The sequence below is a fragment of the Mixta theicola genome (genome assembly GCF_002895925.1).
Classification (GTDB): domain Bacteria; phylum Pseudomonadota; class Gammaproteobacteria; order Enterobacterales; family Enterobacteriaceae; genus Mixta; species Mixta theicola.
Window position 1 is genome coordinate 78,604 of the sequence record NZ_NWUO01000002.1, and the last position, 21,354, is coordinate 99,957.

21 protein-coding genes and 1 pseudogene are annotated in these 21,354 nt (G+C 53.9%); 13 read left to right on the forward strand and 9 right to left on the reverse strand.

Annotated elements, in window-relative coordinates; all coding sequences use genetic code 11:
• The first annotated feature begins 56 nt into the window (after positions 1 to 56).
• From tsaB to rnd, 4 genes are all read left to right on the forward strand, one after another.
• A complete protein-coding gene (tsaB, locus tag COO59_RS02955; RefSeq protein WP_103058694.1) occupies positions 57 to 758 on the forward strand; it encodes a tRNA (adenosine(37)-N6)-threonylcarbamoyltransferase complex dimerization subunit type 1 TsaB in 702 nt (233 codons plus the stop codon).
• Positions 759 to 817: 59 nt separating this feature from the next.
• Complete coding sequence (locus tag COO59_RS02960; RefSeq protein WP_103058695.1) at positions 818 to 1,408, forward strand: Slp family lipoprotein; 591 nt, start codon at positions 818 to 820, stop codon at positions 1,406 to 1,408.
• Between the two features lie 202 nt (positions 1,409 to 1,610).
• Positions 1,611 to 3,290, forward strand: coding sequence for a long-chain-fatty-acid--CoA ligase FadD (fadD, locus tag COO59_RS02965; protein WP_133158582.1), 1,680 nt, complete (start codon positions 1,611 to 1,613; stop codon positions 3,288 to 3,290).
• Positions 3,291 to 3,401: 111 nt separating this feature from the next.
• Complete coding sequence (gene rnd / locus COO59_RS02970; RefSeq protein ID WP_103058363.1) at positions 3,402 to 4,529, forward strand: ribonuclease D; 1,128 nt, start codon at positions 3,402 to 3,404, stop codon at positions 4,527 to 4,529.
• Between the two features lie 54 nt (positions 4,530 to 4,583).
• Here the strand turns inward: rnd and minE are convergent, their stop codons facing one another.
• The 3 genes from minE to minC are packed head-to-tail and all read right to left on the reverse strand — an operon-like array spanning position 4,584 to position 6,390.
• The gene (gene minE / locus COO59_RS02975) at positions 4,584 to 4,853 is read right to left on the reverse strand and encodes a cell division topological specificity factor MinE (protein ID WP_103058364.1); all 270 of its coding nucleotides are present in this window, start codon (positions 4,851 to 4,853) and stop codon (positions 4,584 to 4,586) included.
• A 3-nt stretch (positions 4,854 to 4,856) separates the two neighbouring features.
• The gene (minD, locus tag COO59_RS02980) at positions 4,857 to 5,669 is read right to left on the reverse strand and encodes a septum site-determining protein MinD (protein WP_103058365.1); all 813 of its coding nucleotides are present in this window, start codon (positions 5,667 to 5,669) and stop codon (positions 4,857 to 4,859) included.
• A gap of 31 nt (positions 5,670 to 5,700) precedes the next feature.
• On the reverse strand, positions 5,701 to 6,390 hold the full coding sequence (gene minC, locus COO59_RS02985) for a septum site-determining protein MinC (RefSeq protein ID WP_103058366.1): 690 nt from the start codon (positions 6,388 to 6,390) through the stop codon (positions 5,701 to 5,703).
• Between the two features lie 160 nt (positions 6,391 to 6,550).
• Between minC and COO59_RS02990 the strand changes: the two genes are divergently transcribed.
• The 4 genes from COO59_RS02990 to COO59_RS03005 all read left to right on the forward strand — a co-directional run bounded on the left by COO59_RS02990 (position 6,551) and on the right by COO59_RS03005 (position 9,202).
• Positions 6,551 to 6,826, forward strand: coding sequence for a YcgL domain-containing protein (locus COO59_RS02990; protein WP_103058367.1), 276 nt, complete (start codon positions 6,551 to 6,553; stop codon positions 6,824 to 6,826).
• Positions 6,827 to 6,911: 85 nt separating this feature from the next.
• On the forward strand, positions 6,912 to 7,988 hold the full coding sequence (locus COO59_RS02995) for a lytic murein transglycosylase (RefSeq protein WP_103058368.1): 1,077 nt from the start codon (positions 6,912 to 6,914) through the stop codon (positions 7,986 to 7,988).
• A gap of 47 nt (positions 7,989 to 8,035) precedes the next feature.
• Positions 8,036 to 8,695: a fumarylacetoacetate hydrolase family protein gene (locus COO59_RS03000; protein ID WP_103058369.1), complete on the forward strand. Its 660-nt coding sequence runs from the start codon at positions 8,036 to 8,038 to the stop codon at positions 8,693 to 8,695.
• Between the two features lie 60 nt (positions 8,696 to 8,755).
• Entirely contained in the window at positions 8,756 to 9,202 is a 447-nt protein-coding gene (locus tag COO59_RS03005) for a YcgN family cysteine cluster protein (protein ID WP_103058370.1), read from the forward strand.
• A gap of 16 nt (positions 9,203 to 9,218) precedes the next feature.
• On the opposite strand, the gene dsbB is transcribed toward COO59_RS03005, so the two are convergent.
• Both dsbB and nhaB read right to left on the reverse strand, forming a co-directional pair.
• A complete protein-coding gene (gene dsbB, locus COO59_RS03010; protein ID WP_103058371.1) occupies positions 9,219 to 9,749 on the reverse strand; it encodes a disulfide bond formation protein DsbB in 531 nt (176 codons plus the stop codon).
• Between the two features lie 129 nt (positions 9,750 to 9,878).
• Positions 9,879 to 11,423, reverse strand: coding sequence for a sodium/proton antiporter NhaB (nhaB, locus tag COO59_RS03015; protein WP_103058372.1), 1,545 nt, complete (start codon positions 11,421 to 11,423; stop codon positions 9,879 to 9,881).
• A 214-nt stretch (positions 11,424 to 11,637) separates the two neighbouring features.
• On the opposite strand from nhaB, the gene fadR reads away from it, so the two are divergent.
• The gene (gene fadR, locus COO59_RS03020; RefSeq protein WP_103058373.1) at positions 11,638 to 12,351 is read left to right on the forward strand and encodes a fatty acid metabolism transcriptional regulator FadR; all 714 of its coding nucleotides are present in this window, start codon (positions 11,638 to 11,640) and stop codon (positions 12,349 to 12,351) included.
• 55 nt (positions 12,352 to 12,406) lie between these two features.
• Here fadR and COO59_RS03025 read toward each other — a convergent pair whose 3' ends face one another.
• On the reverse strand, positions 12,407 to 13,942 hold the full coding sequence (locus COO59_RS03025; protein ID WP_103058374.1) for a SpoVR family protein: 1,536 nt from the start codon (positions 13,940 to 13,942) through the stop codon (positions 12,407 to 12,409).
• A 509-nt stretch (positions 13,943 to 14,451) separates the two neighbouring features.
• On the opposite strand from COO59_RS03025, the gene COO59_RS03030 reads away from it, so the two are divergent.
• On the forward strand, positions 14,452 to 15,756 hold the full coding sequence (locus COO59_RS03030) for a D-amino acid dehydrogenase (RefSeq protein WP_103058375.1): 1,305 nt from the start codon (positions 14,452 to 14,454) through the stop codon (positions 15,754 to 15,756).
• A 19-nt stretch (positions 15,757 to 15,775) separates the two neighbouring features.
• Positions 15,776 to 16,846, forward strand: a complete 1,071-nt coding sequence (dadX, locus tag COO59_RS03035; protein WP_103058376.1) for a catabolic alanine racemase DadX — start codon at positions 15,776 to 15,778, stop codon at positions 16,844 to 16,846.
• A gap of 1 nt (position 16,847) precedes the next feature.
• On the opposite strand, the gene COO59_RS03040 is transcribed toward dadX, so the two are convergent.
• Together COO59_RS03040 and COO59_RS03045 are read right to left on the reverse strand one after the other, a co-directional pair.
• Complete coding sequence (locus COO59_RS03040) at positions 16,848 to 18,038, reverse strand: multidrug effflux MFS transporter (protein ID WP_103058377.1); 1,191 nt, start codon at positions 18,036 to 18,038, stop codon at positions 16,848 to 16,850.
• 114 nt (positions 18,039 to 18,152) lie between these two features.
• Complete coding sequence (locus tag COO59_RS03045; RefSeq protein WP_103058378.1) at positions 18,153 to 18,386, reverse strand: DUF1480 family protein; 234 nt, start codon at positions 18,384 to 18,386, stop codon at positions 18,153 to 18,155.
• Here COO59_RS03045 and COO59_RS21715 point away from each other — a divergent pair.
• Positions 18,378 to 18,524 (forward strand): annotated as a pseudogene (locus COO59_RS21715) (hypothetical protein); the annotation flags it as partial. The gene COO59_RS03045 and the pseudogene COO59_RS21715 sit on opposite strands and share 9 nt — an antisense overlap.
• Here COO59_RS21715 and COO59_RS03050 read toward each other — a convergent pair.
• Positions 18,465 to 20,192, reverse strand: a complete 1,728-nt coding sequence (locus COO59_RS03050) for a potassium/proton antiporter (protein ID WP_103058379.1) — start codon at positions 20,190 to 20,192, stop codon at positions 18,465 to 18,467. The pseudogene COO59_RS21715 and the gene COO59_RS03050 sit on opposite strands and share 60 nt — an antisense overlap.
• Before the next feature lie 246 nt (positions 20,193 to 20,438).
• Between COO59_RS03050 and COO59_RS03055 the strand changes: the two genes are divergently transcribed.
• The gene (locus COO59_RS03055; RefSeq protein ID WP_103058380.1) at positions 20,439 to 21,149 is read left to right on the forward strand and encodes a phage antirepressor KilAC domain-containing protein; all 711 of its coding nucleotides are present in this window, start codon (positions 20,439 to 20,441) and stop codon (positions 21,147 to 21,149) included.
• The last annotated feature ends 205 nt before the right edge of the window (positions 21,150 to 21,354 follow it).

Genomic DNA, 21,354 nt, shown 5'->3' on the forward strand with positions numbered 1-21,354 from the left:
TCCCCGAAGGCTGTGCTAAGATGCGCGCCGAAAAAAATTTCTCGCCTGAGGTTGTTATGTCCGCGCGCATTTTAGCTCTTGATACCGCTACTGAAGCCTGTTCGGTAGCGCTGTTGCTGGACGGTGTCGTTGACGCCCATTTTGAACTCTGCGCGCGCGAGCATACGCAGCGTATTCTGCCAATGGTAGAAGAGATGCTGACGCGCCATCAGCTTGCGCTGTCGCAGCTGGATGCGTTGGCATTCGGTCGTGGGCCGGGCAGTTTTACCGGCGTACGAATCGGCATCGGCATCGCGCAGGGGTTGGCGTTTGGCGCAGGCCTGCCGCTGCTCGGCGTTTCCACGCTGATGACCATGGCGGAAGCCGCCTGGCAGCGTCACGGCGCCCGTCGCGTCCTGGCGGCAATCGATGCGCGCATGGGAGAAGTCTACTGGGCGGAATATCAGCGCGCCGACGATGGTCAATGGCAGGGTGAAGCGAGTGAAGCGGTGCTGAAGCCGGAAGCGGCGCTGGCGCGGATGCAACAGCTGTCAGGCGAATGGATGACCGTCGGCACCGGCTGGGCCGCGTGGCCGCATCTGATGGCGGAAAGTCCGCTGACGCTGCAGGCCAGCGAGATTATGCTGCCTGCGGCTGAGGCCATGTTGCCGCTGGCGCAGCAGCAGTGGCAGCAGGGCGGAGCATTGCCGCCAGAGCAGGTGGAGCCCGCCTATTTACGTAATGAAGTGGCATGGAAAAAATTGCCGGGACGCGAATAGTCGGGCAGCAACTTATTTATTACGCAATAGTCTAAACAGGCAGGTTTATGGAGAAAGCTATGCGTAAATATCTTAATAATACGGCAGCCTTGCTGGTGGCTACGCTACTGCTAACCGGCTGCGTGAGCGTCCCGGATTCCGTTAAAGGCCGTTCGCCGGTGCCGCAGCAGGATTTGCTGCGCGTCATGAATGCGCCTCAGCTCTATGTCGGGCAGGAGGCGCGGTTCGGTGGTAAGGTGGTGAAAGTGACTAACCTTAACGGCCGCACGCGGCTGGAAATTGCGACTCAGCCGCTGGACGATACGGCGCGGCCCCGCCTGGGTACCGCCTCGGTTGGCCGTATCTGGGCCGATATTAATGGCTTTGTCGATCCGGTTGACGTGAATAACCAAATGGTTACGGTGGTCGGCCTTATCAAAGGCAGCGAAAAAGGCGAGGTCGGCAAGGCCAGCTACAGCTTTGTGGTGGTGAATGTCACCGGTTATCAGCGCTGGCATTTACAGCAGCAGGTGGTGACGCCGATGCAGCCCATCGATCCCTGGATTTGGTATGGGCCGACACGGCATCATCCGGGTTACTGGGGGCCCGGTCCCTGGGGGAACTATTACAGTTCCGGTCCGGTACAGGTGCAAACTATCCTGACGGAATAAAGGTAACGGTAGTGATTAGCGGCCCGGTCGCATGTTATGTGACCGGGCCATTTTATTGTTATCAGTAAAGAAAATTTAGTGATGGGCTTCGCAGCCTGAACATTGGGTGTCAGGCATACTGGTACAATGAGTTAAAATATTGTTAACAGTTATGCGGGCTGAGGCTGCGATGGCGAATAAATATGATTTCCGAGGTGAATCCTTGAATAAGGTCTGGCTGAACCGTTATCCCGCCGATGTGCCGGCTGAGATCAATGCCGATCGTTATACGTCGCTTATCGATCTGTTTGAACAGGCGGCCCAGCGTTACGCCGATCGTCCTGCGTTTAACAATATGGGCCAGGCGATGAGCTTCCGAAAGCTGGAGCAGCGTAGCCGGGCCTTCGCCGCTTATCTGCAGCAAACGCTGGGATTAAGCAAAGGCGATCGGGTGGCCGTTATGATGCCAAACCTTTTGCAGTACCCCATTGCGCTGTTCGGCATCCTGCGCGCCGGTATGGTGGTAGTGAATGTTAATCCGCTCTATACCCCGCGCGAGCTGGAGCATCAGTTGAATGACAGCGGCGCCAAAGCCATTGTGATTGTTTCCAACTTTGCGCATACGCTGGAAAAAGTGGTAGCTAAAACCTCGGTCAGGCACGTTATTCTGACGCGCCTGGGCGATCAGCTCTCACCAGCCAAAGCCACGCTGGTTAATTTTGTGGTGAAGTATATTAAGCGGCTGGTGCCGAAATATAATCTGCCGGATGCGGTCTCTTTTCGCAGCGTGCTGCAACGGGGCGCGCAGCTGGATTATTTCCGACCGGAGATACAAAACGACGATTTAGCCTTTTTGCAGTATACGGGCGGCACCACCGGCATTGCCAAAGGGGCTATGCTAACCCACCGCAATATGCAGGCTAATCTCGAACAAACCAAAGCGACCTATGGCTCGCTGCTGCGCGATGGCAAAGAACTGGTGGTGACGGCGCTGCCGCTGTATCACATCTTTGCTCTGACCGTGAACTGCCTGCTGTTTATTGAACTGGGCGGTCAAAATCTGCTAATCACCAACCCGCGTGATATTCCCGGCTTTGTAAAAGAGCTGGGCAAATATCCTTTTACCGCTATCACCGGGGTCAATACCTTATTTAACGCGCTGCTGAATGATAAAAATTTCCAGCAGCTTGATTTCTCCACGCTGCGTCTGTCGGCGGGCGGCGGGATGTCCGTGCAGAAAGCGGTTGCGGAACGCTGGGAGAAGCTGACCGGCCATTATCTGCTGGAAGGCTACGGGCTGACCGAATGCTCGCCGCTGGTTTCGGTTAATCCCTACGACATTACCTGTCATAACGGCAGTATTGGCCTGCCGGTGCCTTCTACCGAGATTAAGCTGGTGGATGACAACGGTGTGGAAGTGAGTGCAGGCGAGCCGGGCGAACTCTGTATCAAAGGACCGCAGGTGATGACGGGCTACTGGCAGCATCCGGAGGCGACCGAAGAAGTGCTGAAGGAGGGCTGGCTCTACAGCGGAGATATTGTTACCGTCGATGAAGAGGGTTTCCTGCGTATCGTCGATCGTAAAAAAGATATGATTCTGGTTTCCGGCTTTAACGTCTATCCGAACGAAATCGAAGATGTGGTAATGCAACATCCGAAAGTGCGTGAGGCGGCGGCCATTGGCGTACCGAGCGATCTTTCCGGCGAGGCGGTGAAAATCTGTATCGTCAAAAAGGATCCCTCGCTGACAAAGGATGAGCTAATTGCCCACTGCCGTCGTCATCTGACCGGCTATAAGGTGCCAAAAATCGTTGAGTTTCGCGAGGAACTGCCTAAAACCAACGTCGGTAAAATCCTGCGGCGTGCGCTACGTGACGAGATAAGCAAAGCGCCTGCCGCCTGATCGCCGCGAGTATGTTAAGCTATTCACGAAAACGCCGGATAATCCGGCGTTTTTATTGTTATTTCATCAGCATCAGCAACGCAAACGTACCGCTGGCAAGAGAGCAAGGATTTGAATTACACCTATATCACCACCAATGAGGCGCTGCAGACCTGCTGTGACGCTGCGCGTCAACACCGTGCTATTGCGCTCGATACCGAGTTTGTTCGCACCCGCACCTACTATCCGCAGCTCGGCCTGCTGCAAATTTACGACGGCGAGCAGATCACGCTGGTTGACCCGCTGACGATTACCCAGTGGCAGCCGCTTATCGATCTGCTAAGCGACAGCAGCATAACGAAATTCCTGCACGCCGGTAGTGAAGATCTGGAAGTCTTTCTGCACAGCTTTGGCGTACTGCCAACGCCGCTGATTGATACGCAAATTCTGGCTGCTTTTAGCGGACGTCCGCTGTCGATGGGCTTTGCGACGATGGTAGAACATTTTACCGGCGAAGTGCTGGATAAAAGTGAATCGCGTACCGACTGGCTGGCGCGCCCGCTTTCCGTGCGTCAGTGCGAATATGCGGCCGCCGATGTGTTCTGGCTGCTGCCGATTGCCCATACGCTGATGGATGAAACCGCAGCGGCGGGACAGCTGGAGGCGGCGCGCAGCGAATGCCTGCTGCTTTGTCAGCGCCGTACTGAAACGCTGCAGCCGAAAGAGGCGTATCGGGAAATCAGTAACGCTTCGCTGCTGCGCCCGCGTCAGCTGGCGGCGTTACAGCGCATGGCGGCCTGGCGCCTGCAGCTGGCGCGGGAAAAGGACATGGCGGTTAATTTTGTCGTGCGCGAAGAAAATCTCTGGAAGGTGGCGCGCTATCTACCGGGATCGCTGGGCGAGTTGGATCACTTAGGGCTGAGCGGTCACGAAATCCGTTTACATGGCAAAACGCTGCTGGATATGGTCAGTGAAGCCAATGCGCTACCGGAAGAAAGCCTGCCGGAAATGCTGCTCAATATTAACGATCATCCGCAGTATAAAAAGGCTTTTAAAGCGCTGAAAGCGGTGGTGCAGGAGGTCAGCGAGCGCAGCGGGTTAAGTACCGAGCTGCTGGCGTCACGCCGTCAAATTAATCAGCTGCTTAGCTGGCATTGGCACATCAAACCGCGTGAACGGCTGCCGGAGCTGGTAAGCGGATGGCGCGGCGAACTGATGGAACAGGAAATCAAACAGGTGCTGACGGATTATCCGCAGTAGCCTGCATAAAATTTCCCCTGCGTAAGGCAGGGGAAAATCAGGAAGGGAGACGAATCATTTCGCGGCTTCTTCCATTTCTGGCAGCGTCACGTTCAGTTCCAGTATTGAAATATCATCACCGCGGTGATCCAACTGTACGGTCACCATCTCCGGATCGATCTTCACATATTTGCAAATCACTTCCAGAATGTCGCGCTTCAGCTGAGGAAGATAATGGGGCTCGCTATCGCCCCTCCTGCGTTCAGCTACGATGATCTGCAGTCTTTCCTTGGCTATATTGGCGGTGTTCTTTTTACGGGATAAAAAGAAATCGAGTAAGGCCATGGTTTATCCCCCGAACAGGCGTTTCAGGAATCCCTTCTTCTCTTCTTCAATGAAGCGGAAGGGGCGTTCTTCACCGAGTAACCGCTCAACGGTATCGGCATAGGCTTTGCCCGCATCGGATTCGGTATCCAGAATCACGGGTTCGCCCTGGTTGGAAGCGCGCAGTACCGACTGATCTTCCGGGATCACGCCAACCAGCGGAATACGCAGAATCTCCAGCACATCTTCCATGCTCAGCATATCGCCGCGGCTAACGCGACCAGGATTATAACGCGTCAGCAGCAGGTGCTCTTTTACCGGCTCCTCGCCGTTTTCGGCGCGACGTGATTTGGAGGCGATAATGCCCAGAATACGATCGGAGTCGCGCACCGAAGAGACTTCCGGGTTGGTGGTGATAATGGCTTCATCAGCAAAATAGAGCGCCATCAGCGCGCCGGTTTCAATCCCTGCGGGTGAATCACACAGGACGAAGTCAAAATTCATGTTATCCAATTCATTCAGCACTTTTTCTACGCCTTCGCGCGTCAGTGCATCTTTATCTCGCGTTTGGGAAGCAGGCAGGATATAGAGGTTTTCTGTACGTTTGTCTTTAATCAGTGCCTGATTCAGCGTGGCATCGCCCTGGATCACGTTGACGAAATCATAAACCACGCGCCTTTCGCAACCCATAATCAGATCGAGATTACGCAGACCGATATCAAAATCGATCACGACGGTTTTTTTCCCTTTCTGTGCCAGACCGGTAGCAATGGCCGCGCTTGACGTGGTCTTGCCAACGCCCCCTTTGCCGGATGTAACTACAATAATGCGTGCCATATATAAGAATTCCTTATAAATAAAAAGGGGCCTAATTCAATGTCTGTATTGTCAGCGCGCCATCTTTTAGGCTAAGGCGTGCTGCTTTTGCAAAATATTCCGCCGGAATTTGATCCATAATCCAGTATTCGCCCGCTATGGAAACCAGCTCCGCAGATAAGCTGGTACAAAATATCTGGCAAGCGCGATCGCCGCTGGCGCCAGCCAACGCGCGTCCACGCATCATGCCGTAAATATGAATATTGCCGTCGGCGACCAGTTCGGCGCCGGCGCTTACGCTATTCGTCACAATCAGATCGGTATTACGCGCATAAATCTGCTGCCCGGAGCGCACCGGCGTGGTAACCACGCGCGTTTTGACGATCGCGCTTTCCGGCGCCGCGGCGGCTACCGGCTCAGGACTTTTCTTCTGTTCTTTGCCTTCGGATAAGATGGGCAGGCCAGCACGTGCGATCATGCGCTTGAGCGACTCATCTTTACAGCCGCTGACGCCGACAATGCGTAATCCCGTCGAAGCGATAGCCTGCTGCATCTGTTTCCAGTTAACGTCACCGTCCAGAGAGGCTACATTCAAAACCACGGGCGCATTTTTGAGAAAGGCAGGCGCCTGGTCAATTTTGTCCTGCAGCGCCTGACGAACCACATCGGGATGCGTGTGGTGTAAATGAACAACAGACAGAGTAAAACTACTGCCTTTAAACTCGATTGGCGTTTGCGACATCTGTCCTGGCTCAGTCCTGTTATGTCTAAACCCGACCAAATTATGCCTGATTTAGCCAGCGCGTAATCAAGGCGGGACATTATTCCTAACTACTGCAAGCATGTTATAGTTACTGTTATATTCAGGCAAGCCACCACCCCGCTTAATTCGAGTAAAAAATATGTTTTGTGTGATCTACAGAAGTCCCCAACGCGATCAGACTTATCTCTATGTTGAAAAAAAAGACGACTTTTCCCGCGTGCCGGAAGAGCTGCTGCGTGGTTTTGGCAAACCGCAGCTGGCAATGGTGTTAACCCTTGAACGTACTAAGAAACTGGCGAATGCGGATATTGAGAAAGTAAAGCTGGCGCTGCGGGAACAGGGTTATTATTTGCAGCTTCCGCCACCGGTGGAAGATCTGCTGAAAATACATTTAGGAAAAAAAGATCCGGTTTAATTCAGATTCATCTGTAAATAATAAATTGGCGAATAATCCCGCAATTTATTTCCGGCAATTTTCAATTGTTTAATAAGGAACTGATATGAAGCTAAATGCCCTGAGCGCGACGTTACTGACAATAATGTTGGCAGGATGCGCCAGTAAAAATAGCGTCTCTTCAGCGCCTGAAACCCCCACGCCCGCCGCTCCGTCGGGCGGCGGTTTTCTAACGCCGCCCGCCGGTAAAACCACGCTGGCGCAGCAGGGGCGCGATCCTGCGGAATTTCCCGCCTGGGTTGAGCAACTGAAAGCGCAGGCGCGCCAGCAGGGCATTAACGAGCAAACGCTAAACAGCGCTTTCGCGGGCGTACATTTTGTTGATCGGGTGATTAAATCCGATCGCAATCAGCCGGAACAGAAGATCACGCTGGATGATTATCTGGCGCGTGTAATAACGCCGAAAAAGATTGAGCAGGGCCGCAGTCGTTATCAGCAATATCAAAGCGAGCTGGCAACCGTAAACCAGCAGTACGGCGTACCGGCGCAATATATTGTTGCGCTGTGGGCAATGGAGAGTAATTTCGGTCAGCTTCAGGGACGCGAAGATATTATCTCTGCGCTCTCCACGCTGGCTTTTGAAGGGCGGCGCGCAGCCTTTTTTACCAATGAGCTGATTGCCGCGTTGAAGATGATTCAGCAGGGCCATATCAGCGCGCCGGAAATGAAAGGCTCTTGGGCGGGTGCGATGGGGCAGAACCAGTTTATGCCCAGCTCTTATCTGAACTATGGCGCCGACGGCGATGGCGATGGAAAAATTGATATCTGGCGCAATCAGCGCGATGTATTTGCATCCACGGCTAACTATCTGGCCAAAGAGGGCTGGAACGCTGGCGAAGGCTGGGGGCGTGAAGTCATTCTGCCGGTCGATTTTGATCCACAGCTGGCTGGCCTGAAAACGCAGCAGGCCAAAACGGTGGGCGAATGGGAAAAGCTGGGCGTGCGGCTGAGCAGCAGCGAGGCATTGCCGGATACCCGACAGCGCGGCTGGATCATTCTGCCGGACGACGTCGGCGGACGCGCCTTTTTGGTATATAACAATTTCCGCACCATTATGCGCTGGAATCGCTCTTATTATTTCGCAATCAGCATCGGCAAAATGGCGGATGCTGTAGCACAGTAGGCTATCGGCGCCGGCCTGGCGCTGTCACTCTCAGCAAGGGGAAAAGCATGTATCAACATCGTAACTGGCAGGGCGCGCTGTTAGATTTTCCAGCGAGTAAAGTGGTTTGTGTCGGCAGCAATTATGCTAAGCATATTAAAGAGATGGGCAGCGCAACGCCGCAGGAGCCGGTGATTTTTATCAAGCCGGAAACGGCGCTGTGCGATCTGCGTCAGCCGCTCTCTATTCCGCGCGACATGGGCGCGGTGCATTATGAAGTGGAGATGGCGATTCTGATTGGCTCGACGTTAAAACAGGCCAGCGAAGCGCATGTTGGCCAGGCGATTGCCGGTTATGGCATCGCCCTCGATCTGACGCTGCGTGATATTCAGGCCGGCCTGAAAAAAGCGGGACAGCCCTGGGAAAAGGCCAAGGGGTTTGATAATTCTTGTCCGCTTTCCGGCTTTATTCCCGTTAATCAGTTTGCCGGCGATCCGCAGCAGTGCGAACTTAAGCTGGTGGTTAACGGTGAAGTCCGTCAGCAGGGCAGCACCGCCGATATGATTACGCCTGTTCTGCCGCTGCTCGCCTATATGAGCAAATATTTTACCCTGCACGCAGGCGATGTCATTCTGACCGGCACGCCGGAAGGCGTAGGGCCACTGCATACGGGCGACAAGCTGGAAGCGTCGCTGGCGGGCCACGGCATTAGCACGCGTGTGCTGTGATACTTGCATCTGACCGCTGAACTGTTTATAAGGTGCGCTTTTGCTTAACCGGACATCACCATGACTGAAACCCCTTTCTGGCAGGAAAAAAGCCTGGAACAAATGACCGATGAGGAATGGGAATCCTTGTGCGATGGCTGTGGCCAGTGCTGCCTTAATAAGTTGCAGGACGCCGATACGGATGAAATCTATTTCACTAACGTGGCCTGCAACCAGCTTAATATCAAAACCTGTCAATGTCGTAACTACGAGCGTCGCTTCGAATATGAAGAGGACTGTATCAAGCTCACGCGTGACAACCTGCCCACCTTTTCCTGGTTGCCGGCCAGCTGCGCCTACCGTCTGCTGGCGGAAGGAAAAACGCTGCCGGTATGGCATCCGTTACGGAGCGGCTCACGGGCGGCGATGCATGCCGCACGTATTTCGGTGCGTCATATTGCGGTGCGTGAAAGCGAAGTCAGGGACTGGGAAGATCACATTATTAACCGGCCGGAATGGAAAGCGTAATCCAGCCGGTTAATGATTAGCGGGAGAACAGATCGCGGCGCTTCGGTTTTAGCGGCTGAGCTATCAGCACCAACAGCGCCACCAGCAGGAAGGCAGCGAAAATAATTATCAGCCACTGCGGCATTCCCAGCGTCAGAAAAGACCATACGCGTTCTGAGCAGTCGCCGGTGGCGACAAACACCGCTGGCAGCCACTTATCCAGCGGCAGCCAGCCGGGAAAGCGGGCGGCGAAATCACAGGTTACAAACGGATTTGGGTGCAGCTGGATCATCGTATGCTCATACGAGAGACGTAATCCCTCCCAGGCGCTATACAGCCAGATCAGCAGCGCCGCATAGCGCAGCGGCGTTTTTGGCGCAATAGCGCCCACCAGCCCGGCGCCCATAACGCCAAACAGCGCACAGCGCTCATAAATACACATGACGCAGGGCTTCAGTAACATAACGTGCTGAAACCACAGCGCGACCATTTCAAGAGCAAACGCAGTCAGCGCCAGCAGTAGCCAGGCGCCGCGTCCTCTTGAGCATTGGTTCAGGTATCGCAACATAAATCTTTCCCTGTCATTAGCGTTGAATCGGCAGTGTAAAGCAAAAAAAAATCGCTGCCAGCCAGGGCAGCGAAAAAACAGAATTAAAAATGACGTAGGATCATTTCGTCCCCAATTTTTTACCGGAACTTATAGCGCAAGCGGCGGCAGCCAGCCATGCGCCATAAACCATTGGGTCATCGGCTCCAGCGTATACATAATGCAGAACAGCCCTACCAGCGACAGCACCAAGGTATAGGGCAGCGCCATCCAAACCATCCGCCCGTAAGAGAGGCGAATCAGCGGCGCCAGTGCGGAAGTCAGCATAAACAGAAATGCGGCCTGGCCGTTGGGCGTGGCGACGGAAGGCAAATTGGTGCCGGTATTGGTCGCTACCGCCAACAGTTCAAACTGCTGCTGGCTAATCGCGCCGCTGGTAAAGGCGTTTTTCGCTTCATTAATGTAAACCGTGCCGACAAAAACGTTATCCGAAATGGCTGACAGCAAACCATTAAAGAGATAAAACCAGGTCAGCTGCATATTCGCTTCCGCCTGCAAAACAAAATGGATCAGCGGGCTAAACAGATCCTGTTGCACGATAACCGCGACGATGGCGAAAAAGACCGTCAGCAGGGCGGTAAAGGGCAGCGCTTCTGAAAAAGCCCGGCCAATAACGTGCTCATCGCTAACGCCACACAACGAGGTGGCCAGAATAATCACCGACAGACCAATCAGGCCCACTTCCGCCAGATGCAACGCTAACGCGACGATCAGCCAGACGGCGATAATTCCCTGGATCCACAAATTAAGCCGATCCTGACGGGTGCGCTTCTGATGGGATTCGCGTTCGAAATCCATCAGGACCTCCCGTACCTTTTCCGGCAGCGGTTCGCCATAGCCGAACAGGCGGTAGCGCTCCAGCAGCATGCAGGTGATCAGGCCACAGATCAGTACCGGCACGGTAACCGGCACCATGCGCAAAAAGAAACCGATAAAATCCCAGCCGGCGGCTTTAGCAATAATCAGGTTTTGCGGCTCGCCCACCATCGTCATCACGCCGCCTAAGGCGGTGCCTACGCCAGCCTGCATCATCAGGCTGCGTAAAAACGACCGGAACTTCTCCAGCGTCTGGCGATGATCGTCACTGACGTTATTATCGATTCCGGCCTGTTCATCTCCCTCCGATAACACGCGATGATAAATATCGTAAAAGCCTGCGGCCACGCTCAGCACCACGGCGACCACCGTCAGAGCGTCGAGAAAGGCGGAAAGGAACGCGGCGGCCAGACAAAACGCCAGGCCGAGCAGCATTTTCGAGCGGATGGTCAACAACAGGCGGGTAAACACAAACAGTAAAAGCTGACGCATAAAATGGATGCCGGCCACCATAAAAATCAGCAGCAGCAACACCTCAAGGTTATTCGCCAGCTCCTCTTTCACCTGTTCCGCACTGGCCATGCCGATAACAATCGCCTCCAGCGCCAGCAGGCCGCCTGGCAACAGGGGATAACATTTTAGCGCCATACCGAGGGTAAAAATGAACTCCGCCACCAGCAGCCAGCCGGCAAGAAAAGGGCTAACGAAAAAAAACAGCAGGGGATTAAGCAGCAAAAATCCCAGCAGCGTCAGCTTATACCAGTTGGGGGATTGCCCCAGAAAATTGCGCGTAAAGGCGCGCCCGGTGGAAATATCCATGTGTAGCGGTATCCTCATACAGGACTAAGAAAAGTTTCAGATTCAGAGGGTAAACGTCGTCAGCAAGCGAGGCAATGCGCATTCGGTTAAAGAGGCTCAATTCATCAATTTTTGCGCTGGGTTCAGGTTTTAAACGAAGCGAGACTAGGTGATGCCTGGGCCGTCTGGTATGATGAGCTGCATATTGCCTGATGAAAAAGCAACGAGAAATGCTATGGTTATAAAGGCGCAGAGCCCGGCCGGGTTCGCGGAAGAGTACATCATTGAAAGTATCTGGAATAATCGTTTTCCCCCTGGATCTATTCTGCCTGCCGAGCGCGAGCTTTCCGAGCTCATTGGCGTCACGCGCACCACGCTGCGCGAAGTTCTCCAGCGTCTGGCGCGCGATGGCTGGCTGACAATTCAGCACGGCAAGCCGACGCGAGTAAATGATTTCTGGGAAACTTCCGGCCTGAATATTCTTGAAACGCTGGCGCGTCTCGATCATGACAGCGTACCACAGCTGATGGATAACGTACTGTCCGTACGGACTAACGTCTCATCCATCTTTATTCGCCGCGCTATCCGCCATTTTCCTGAGCAGGCGCGTGAGGTGCTGAAAGCGGCGGAAGGCGTGGACGATCGGGCGGACGCCTATAGCGACCTGGATTACCGTATTTTCCGCGGGCTGGCTTTTGCTTCCGGCAACCCTGTTTACGGCTTAATTCTTAACGGGCTGAAAGGGCTGTATACCCGCGTGGGTCGGCACTATTTTTCAAATCCCGAAGCGCGTACCTTAGCGCAGCGCTTTTATCAGCAGCTGCTCGCTTTCTGTGACGGCACCGAGCCGGAAAACATTGTCACGGCGGTACGTGACTATGGTCGTCGCAGCGGTGAAATCTGGCACAGCATGCAAAAAACCATGCCGGATGAGCTGCATTGCCGCTGAGCCGTGTTAACCAGCAATGCCAGGACCGGATTCCCGTCCGGCCCTGATGGTTTACTTATAAAGCATTCGGACGCGGCGGGCAGCGATCCAGTATTTCCACGCTGCCATCTTCATTCTGCTGCTCCAGATGAACCTCAAATCCCCACAGACGATGCACATGCTTTAACACTTCGCGCCGGCTTTTATCCAGCGGAGCGCGCTGATGCGGAACATAGCGCAGCGTCAGGGAGCGATCGCCGCGTAAATCAACGTCATATACCTGAATGTTAGGTTCCAGATTGCTCAGGTTGTACTGCGCGGAGAGCTGCTGACGAATCGCGCGATAGCCCGCTTCATCATGGATCGCGGCAATCTCCAGATAATTATTGCGATCGTCATCCAGTACGGTGAACAGACGGAAATCCCGCATCACTTTCGGCGACAGGAACTGGCTGATAAAGCTCTCATCCTTAAATTCACGCATGGCGAAATGCAGCGTTTCCAGCCAGTCTGAACCGGCCATATCCGGGAACCAGTAACGATCTTCTTCGGTCGGCGACTGACAGATACGTTTAATATCCTGGAACATCGCGAAGCCCAGAGCATAAGGGTTAATACCGTTATACCAGGGGCTGTTATAGGCGGGCTGGAACACCACATTAGTATGGCTGTGCAGGAACTCCAGCATAAAACGTTCCGTCACTTTTCCTTCATCGTACAGATGGTTCAGGATGGTATAGTGCCAGAAGGTCGCCCAGCCTTCGTTCATTACCTGCGTCTGTTTCTGCGGATAAAAATACTGGCTCACCTTACGCACAATGCGCAGGACTTCACGCTGCCAGGGCTCCAGCAATGGCGCATTTTTCTCCATAAAATAGAGCAGGTTTTCCTGCGGTTCAGAAGGGAAACGCACTTTCTCAGTATGCACTTCCTCTTTTTCGCGCCGTGGCAGGGTGCGCCACAGCGTGTTTACCTGGCTTTGCAGATACTCTTCCCGGCTTTTCTGCCGCGCTTTCTCTTCCTGCAGCGAAATTTTTTGCGGACGCTTATAGCGATCGACGCCGTAATTCATCAGCGCATGGCAGGAATCGAGCAGGCGTTCTACCTCTTCCACGCCGTAACGTTCCTCACACTCGGCGATATAGTTTTTCGCAAACAGCAGGTAATCGATAATCGAACTGGCATCGGTCCAGCTGCGGAACAGGTAGTTATTTTTAAAGAAAGAGTTATGACCATAGCAGGCGTGCGCAATAACCAGCGCCTGCATGGTGATGGTGTTCTCTTCCATTAAATAGGCGATGCAGGGGTTAGAGTTAATAACAATTTCATAAGCCAGCCCCTGCTGACCATGCTTATAGCGCTGCTCGGTTTCGATAAATTTCTTACCAAAAGACCAGTGCGCATAGTTGATGGGCATACCGACGCTGGAGTAGGCGTCCATCATCTGTTCAGAGGTGATGACTTCAATTTGATGCGGGTAGGTTTCCAGGCGGTACTGTTTCGCGACGCGATCGATTTCCGCCAGATAGGTATCAAGTAGCTCAAAGGTCCAGTCGGGTCCGTCACTGAGTCGTTTACTGTCCTTAACCGGATCGTCAAATATTGTCGCCATAGCGCACCCCTCGTTGATGGATCCCGTTGGGCAAAGCATTGCCGTACGGATTCCTGTTGTTTAAGGCTCATCCTGAAATAAGAAGGCCCAAAGAACTGAGCGAACACTGTAATGATAGTTCACTGTTTTCCATCTGAAACCGGAATGCAACCTGAAACTGCAATACAAAATAAAGCGGCAATAAAAAATGAAATTTTAAATAACGAATAATGCGTTTATATAAAATCTTATCAGCATAAAATCCTGTTTATATCGTTTTTATATTACCTCTGTTGAATCTGCTGACGGCTGTCTGGTTAAGCCGGTCAATCCTCATTTGCTGCTGCTATTGTTTTAAAAATAATATTTTCCACTGAAATTTAAGCTGCATCTTGTTTTTGTTTAGCGCTAAGGTAAAAAAGATGTGAAATATGTCACCGCTATGTTGAAGCAAATGCGGCAAAATTATCATCCATAGGGTTAGCTAAGACTTAGTGGATTGTTCTATAGAGGTTTGCCTCGGGGGAGCTATGCGAGTTGTCATTCTGGGAAGTGGAGTTGTCGGCGTCGCCAGCGCCTGGTATCTGGCGCAGGCAGGTCATGAGGTCACGGTTATCGATCGTCAGTCGGGCCCGGCACAGGAGACCAGCGCCGGTAATGCCGGACAGATTTCACCAGGCTATGCGGCTCCCTGGGCTGCGCCGGGCGTACCGTTAAAGGCGGTTAAATGGATGTTCCAGCGCCATGCTCCTCTGGCGATCCGCCTTGACGGCAGCCGTTTCCAGCTTGAATGGATGTGGCAAATGTTGCGTAACTGCGATATGCGTCATTATCAGGAAAATAAAGGCCGTATGGTACGCATTGCTGAATACAGCCGCGACTGTATAAAAGTGCTGCGGGAACAAACCGGTATCGGCTATGAAGGTCGCCAGGGCGGAACGCTGCAGCTGTTTCGTACCGCGCAGCAGTATGAGAGCGCCAGTAAGGATATTGCCGTGCTGAAAGAGGCCGGGGTGCCTTATGAACTGCTGGAGGCGCATCAGCTGGCAAGTGTCGAACCCGCACTCGCGGCCACCTGTCATAAGCTGACCGGCGGGCTGCGCTTACCCAATGATGAAACCGGCGATTGTCAGCTTTTTACGCAACGGCTGGCGCAGATGGCGGCAGAGGCGGGCGTAACTTTTCGCTTTAATACGCCAGTGGATCGGCTGCTGCGCGAGGGCAACCGCATTATCGGGGTGAAATGCGGCGCTGAGGTTATTACCGCCGACAGCTATGTCATTGCGTTCGGATCCTATTCCACCGCGCTGCTGGCGGACATCGTTGCTATTCCGGTTTATCCGTTAAAAGGTTATTCATTAACCATTCCTGTCCGGGATGACGCTGGCGCGCCGGTTTCCACCGTGCTGGATGAAACCTATAAAGTCGCGGTCACCCGTTTTGACCAGCGCATTCGCGTCGGCGGTATGGCGGAAATTGTCGGCTTTAATACCCGGCTGCTTCCGGCACGGCGGGAGACGCTGGAAATGGTGGTACGCGACCTTTATCCCAACGGCGGCAATATTGAACAGGCCAGCTTCTGGACCGGGCTACGCCCGATGACACCGGACGGAACACCGATTGTCGGGGCTACGCCGTTAAAGAATCTTTACCTTAATACCGGACACGGCACGCTCGGATGGACCATGGCGTGCGGTTCAGGACAGCTGCTTTCTGATATTATCTCTGGAAAAAAACCGGCGATTGCTGCAGACGATCTTTCTGTACTACGTTATCTGCCTGGTTATTCACCGGTAACGCCCCCGCAACTGCATAACGCAAACGTTGCACGTTAACGAGTTACAAGGAGAGGTTATGTCACGTCCGATTGTCGCAACCATTCATAGCGCTGCGCTGCGGCAAAATCTGGAAATTGTGCGCCGCGCCGCGCCGCGATCCCGTGTCTGGTCAGTCGTCAAAGCGAATGGCTATGGTCATGGCATCGATCGTATCTGGCAGCATCTGAGCGATACGGATGGTTTTGCGCTGTTAAATCTGGAAGAGGCGATTCAGCTGCGCGAGCAGGGCTGGAAAAAACCGATTCTGCTGCTGGAGGGATTTTTCCACAGCGATGAGCTTGAACTGCTGGATCGCTATCGTCTGACCACCAGCGTTCACAGTAACTGGCAACTCCAGGCGTTGGCTAAAGCGCGGCTGAGCGCGCCGCTCGATATTTATGTCAAAGTGAATAGCGGAATGAACCGGCTGGGCTTTATGCCTGAACAGGTGCATAACGTATGGGAAAAACTGCGTGCGCTGGACAATGTTGGTGAGATGACATTGATGACCCATTTCGCCGAGGCGGAAAAAGAAGAGGGCATCATCGAACCCTTGAAACAGGTTGAACTGGCGGCGGAAGGACTGAACTGCCGGCGTTCTCTGGCTAATTCGGCGGCTACGCTCTGGCATCCGGAAGCGCATTTCGACTGGGTACGGCCTGGGATCATCCTTTATGGCGCTTCGCCGAGCGGACAATGGCAGGATATTGCCGGGAGCGGACTAAAACCTGCCATGTCGTTGACCAGCGAGATTATTGGTATTCAGCAGCTCAGGTCCGGCGCTGGCGTGGGTTATGGCTATCGCTATCATGCCGCTGCGGAACAGCGCATTGGGGTCGTGGCCTGCGGCTATGCGGATGGCTATCCGCGCCATGCGCCAACCGGTACGCCGGTAGTGATTGACGGCGTGCGCACCAGGACTCTCGGCGCAATATCGATGGATATGATGATGGTTGATTTAACCCCCTGTGCGCAGGCTGGAATCGGCACCAAAGTGGAACTGTGGGGCGATCGGGTGAAAATCGACGAGGTGGCGAGCAGTGCCGGAACCGTTGGCTATGAGCTGATGTGTGCCCTTGCGCCGCGGGTACCGGTTGAAGTGTTATAGCTTACAGCGCGGTCAGCGAGCCGCGCATTTTTTTACTGCAGCGCCATGCCAGAAACGTGAGCGCTGCGCCTGTCAGCATCATCAGCGCCAGCGCATCTTTTTCCGCCAGCGGCAGCGCCATCATTAACAGTCCGGCCGACGAGCCGCCCGCCATCTGAATAAAACCTGCCAGCGCAGAGGCGACGCCAGCCTGCTGCTGATAAGGCTCCAGCGCGTAGCTGGTGGCCGGTCCAACCGTAAAGGCAAGACCCGCCACGGAAACGGCTACCGGCAGCATATAGAGCGCCCAGTGAGTTTGCACCGCGGCAGAAAACAGCTGTTCACCCGCAAACAGCAGCAGCGCGCCCAGCAGCATCGCCAGCGCTCCCAGCGCCAGACAAACCGGACGTCCCACTTTGCGGATCATTTTATTAACCAGAATGCTTACCAGCATAATCCAGAAGCCGTTCGCACCGAAGGCGATGGAAAACTGTAAAGCGCTAAGGCCGCCCTCCGTCATCAGTACATGCGGCGCCAGCGAGACGTAAGTTAATACCATTCCCAGCGCGCCCGCGTTGGCGAAGGCAAAAGCGAGAAAACGTGGCTGGCGCAAAATGGCACCATATTGACGCAGCGGCAGGCCTTTGACTTTGCGCGTGTCGGCAGGGCGTGTTTCCGGTAACAGAAAAGCAATCAGCACGCTGATAAACAGCGCATAGCACACCAGGAACCAGAAGGGCGCGCGCCAGCCAAAAGCTTCGGCCAGAAAACCGCCCAGCATCGGAGCCAGCGCCGGTACGATGTTTAGCGCGCCGTTAAGAAAGCCGTAGGCGCGCGCCGCTTCATCACCGGCCAGCCGATCGCGTACGCCGCTAAAGGCGACCACGGCGGTACAACAAACGGCGCAGCCCTGTACCAGGCGCGCCAGCAAAAACATCGGCCAGTTTAAAGCACAGGCGGCGAGGACGCTGCCGCAGATATAAAGCACCAGACCCACCATGGCGACAGGCTTACGGCCAAAGTTATCTACCAGCGGCCCGGCGATAATTTGCCCCAGCCCCATGACCAGAAGAAAAATGGGAATGGTGGTTTGCACCGTGGCGACCGGCGTTGCCAGGCCCTGGGCAATATCCGGCAGCGTAGGTAAATAGAGATCGATGCCCAGCGGTGCCAGCAGCACCAGGCTAAGCAACAAAAAGGTAAATTTTTGCATCAGGGAAGTTGTTATCCGATATTTTTGAACTGCACAGCGTAGAGAGATGCGACGAAAAAGAAAAGGAAAAAGTAATAAAATCAGGAGCAGTCGGGGCGCTGCTCCTTTAGCGTATCAGGCCGGTTTTTTCAAAACCCAGCGATCCTGCTGTTTATCATAATGACCGATCTCCAGATCAACCGGCTGGCCGTCAATCCATGCGGGAACGCTGGTTTCTTCATCCCAGCCGTCAAGCTGGTAGCTGAGACCGGGATTGGTTTGACAGGGAATGCTGATGGTATCAGCCGGTTCAGCATTCAGATCTGCATCAATAATCTCGTAGCGACCAATTTTGACTACATGACCCATGGGTTATTTCCCTCCAGGAAAGACGTGAACTTTAAGCTTAGCCGCTCTGGCAAAAAATTCGAGGCCGTCAGGCCAGGATTATTCTTTATCTTCCGGCATTCGCACGCCGATTTTGATCACCTGGTTATCTTCTTTTTCCGCCACGGTCCAGATCAGATGATTCCACTCAACCTGATCGCCAACCACCGGCGCGCCGCTGAGCATGCCCAAAATCAGCTGCCCCAGCGATTGCTGATCGTTGGTATCTTCATCCAGATCCAGGCCATAGATTTGCGCCACGTCGCGCAGCCGTGCGTCAGCATCAAGAATAAAGTCGCCGAAAAAGCGCTGGTCGAGCGCCACCGGCGGCGACTGGCTGAACAGCTTACCAAGAGCGGGCAAGTCACGCTCGCGGCCAATAACGCACAGTACATCGCCTTCACGCAGGCGGGTATTGCCGGTTGGATGCATCAGCACATTCTGACGAAACAGGGCGGCGATACGGGTTTCACGCGGCATTTGCAAATCGCGCAGCGCCGCGCCGACGCACCATTTATCGGCACTTAACTGATAAACAAACTGCTCCCAGGGGTTTTCCGGATGAATATCGAGCCCTACGCGGCTAATCGGCGAAGCGGTGGGAGGAACGATTACTTTCGCTTTGCGTGCGGCGAAGCTCAGCGAAGTACCCTGCAGCATCAGCGATACCAGCACCACGAAAAAGGCGATATTAAAGAACAGCGAGGCGTTTTCCAGGCCAGCCATCATCGGAAACACCGCCAGAATAATGGGGACCGCGCCGCGCAAACCGACCCAGCTGATGAAAAAGCGCTCACGCAGGGTAAAACTGCGGAAGGGCAGCAGGCCGATAAAGACGGAGACCGGACGGGCGAATAGAATCAGCCAGAGCGAAAGGATCATTGCCGGTACGGCGATATGCCAGAGATCGGAAGGCGTCACCAGCAGGCCCAGCACCAGGAACATACCGATTTGGCTCAGCCAGGCCATCCCGTCAAAGGTTTGCAGAATGCCGTGCCGGTTGCGGATAGGTTGATTTCCCAACAGGAAGCCGCACAGATAAACCGCCAGAATACCGCTGCCTTCCAGCACGGTGGTCAGGGCGAAAACCAAAATCCCGCCGCTGACGGCCAGCAGCGGATAAAGTCCATTGGCTAAAGAGATGCGATTGATCAGCTGCTGTATCGCCCAGCCGCCGCCCAGCCCCAGCACAATGCCTAAACCAAACTGCTGGATCAAATGGACGACAAACATCCAGCTCAGACCGGTTTCTCCCTGCTGAATCATCTCAATCAGGGTGATAGTAAGGAACACCGCCATCGGATCGTTGCTGCCGGATTCGATCTCCAGCGTAGAGCTAACGCGTTCGTTCAGCCCTTTATCGCCCAGCAGGGAAAACACGGCGGCGGCGTCCGTTGAGCCAATAATCGCGCCGATCAGAAAGCCCTGCATCATATCAAGCCGGAACAGCCAGGCGGCGGCAAGCCCGGTCAGTCCGGCGGTAATCATGACGCCTACCGTTGCCAGCGATAATGCCGGACCCAGCGCGACGCGTAGCGAAGAGGCGCGGGTGCGCATGCCGCCATCCAACAGGATAACCGCCAGCGCAAGGTTAGAGACCATATAGGCGAGCGGATAGTTATCAAAGGCGATGCCACCGATACCGTCCACGCCGGTCAGCATACCGAGCGCCAGGAAGATCACCAGGATAGGAATACCTAAACGAGAAGAAAAGGCGCTGAGTAGGATGCTTGATGCAACCAGCACGGAACCAATAATAAAAAGACTGTAAATCGTGCTGGCATTCAAGGCGTTTTCTCCTTGTAAAACGGTTGGCAAAAAGCGATTTCGCTCGTAGTTACACTATAACCGCTTTCAAAAGATAATGCTTTATCAATAGCTTGTCACAGCCCGCAGGACAAAAAATTTGTGTTTTTCGCGTTATGGCACAAAGTAAAATCGATTAAAAAAAATACTGGATATTAAACCAGTAATACGTATACTATTTGTACTCCCTCACGGGGCTGATGCTATTTGCAAGTCAATGGTGAAGCTATGATGATTTCTACTGAGAGCCTGAACGCTCTTCATCAATCCGTCACAATGAGTAGCCGCGAAATCGCCGAGATGACCGGTAATACCCATGGTGAAGTGAAACGTCTGATTAAAAGTCTGGAAACGGCGCAGCGTTTGTCACAGCCGTTAATCACATGGGATTACGAAGCTGACGGCGCTACACGACAGGAATATCGTCTTAACAAGCGTGACTCGGTGCTGGCTGTGGCACGTTTATCGCCGGCCTTTACTGCCGAAGCGCTTGATCGCTGGCAGGAACGGGAAAAAATGGCGCATCTGCCCGATTTCACCAATCCTGCGGAAGCAGCGCGTGCCTGGGCCGAACAGTTTGAGCAGCGTCAGAAAGCAGAGCAGCAGCTGGCGCTTTTTGCCCCTAAGGCTGAATTCTTCGATCGCTATGTGACGGTTGAAGAAGAGTCGCTTGGCTTCCGTCAGGTGTGCAAAATGCTGAAGGTGAAAGAGCCCGATTTTCGCCAGTTCCTGCTGGAGCGTAATATTATGTACCGCATGAACGGTACGCTTACGCCACATCAGCAGCACATTAACACGGGTCGCTTTACTCTGCGTTCCGGGGTGGGCGAAAACCAGCATGCGTTTTCGCAGGCGCGCTTTACGGCTAAAGGCGTGAAGTGGGTTGCCAGCCTGTGGGCCGGTCATATTGCATCGCAGCCAAAAGGCGCTGCGGCCTGACAGGCAGGTTGCGAAGGACAACGCTGATAAACCCATCCCGCCAGCTTCTTCAAATAGCGCGTTGGCAGGCGAAGGCGTCAGCATGGCGCTGACGGATGGAAAAGATGCTTTTTGCTGCAGGGTTGTTGTTACTTCCTCGCTATTTTATTAAGAAGTTAACAGGTTAAATAAAAAAGCAGCCCTAAGCGGCTGCTTTTTAACGTTT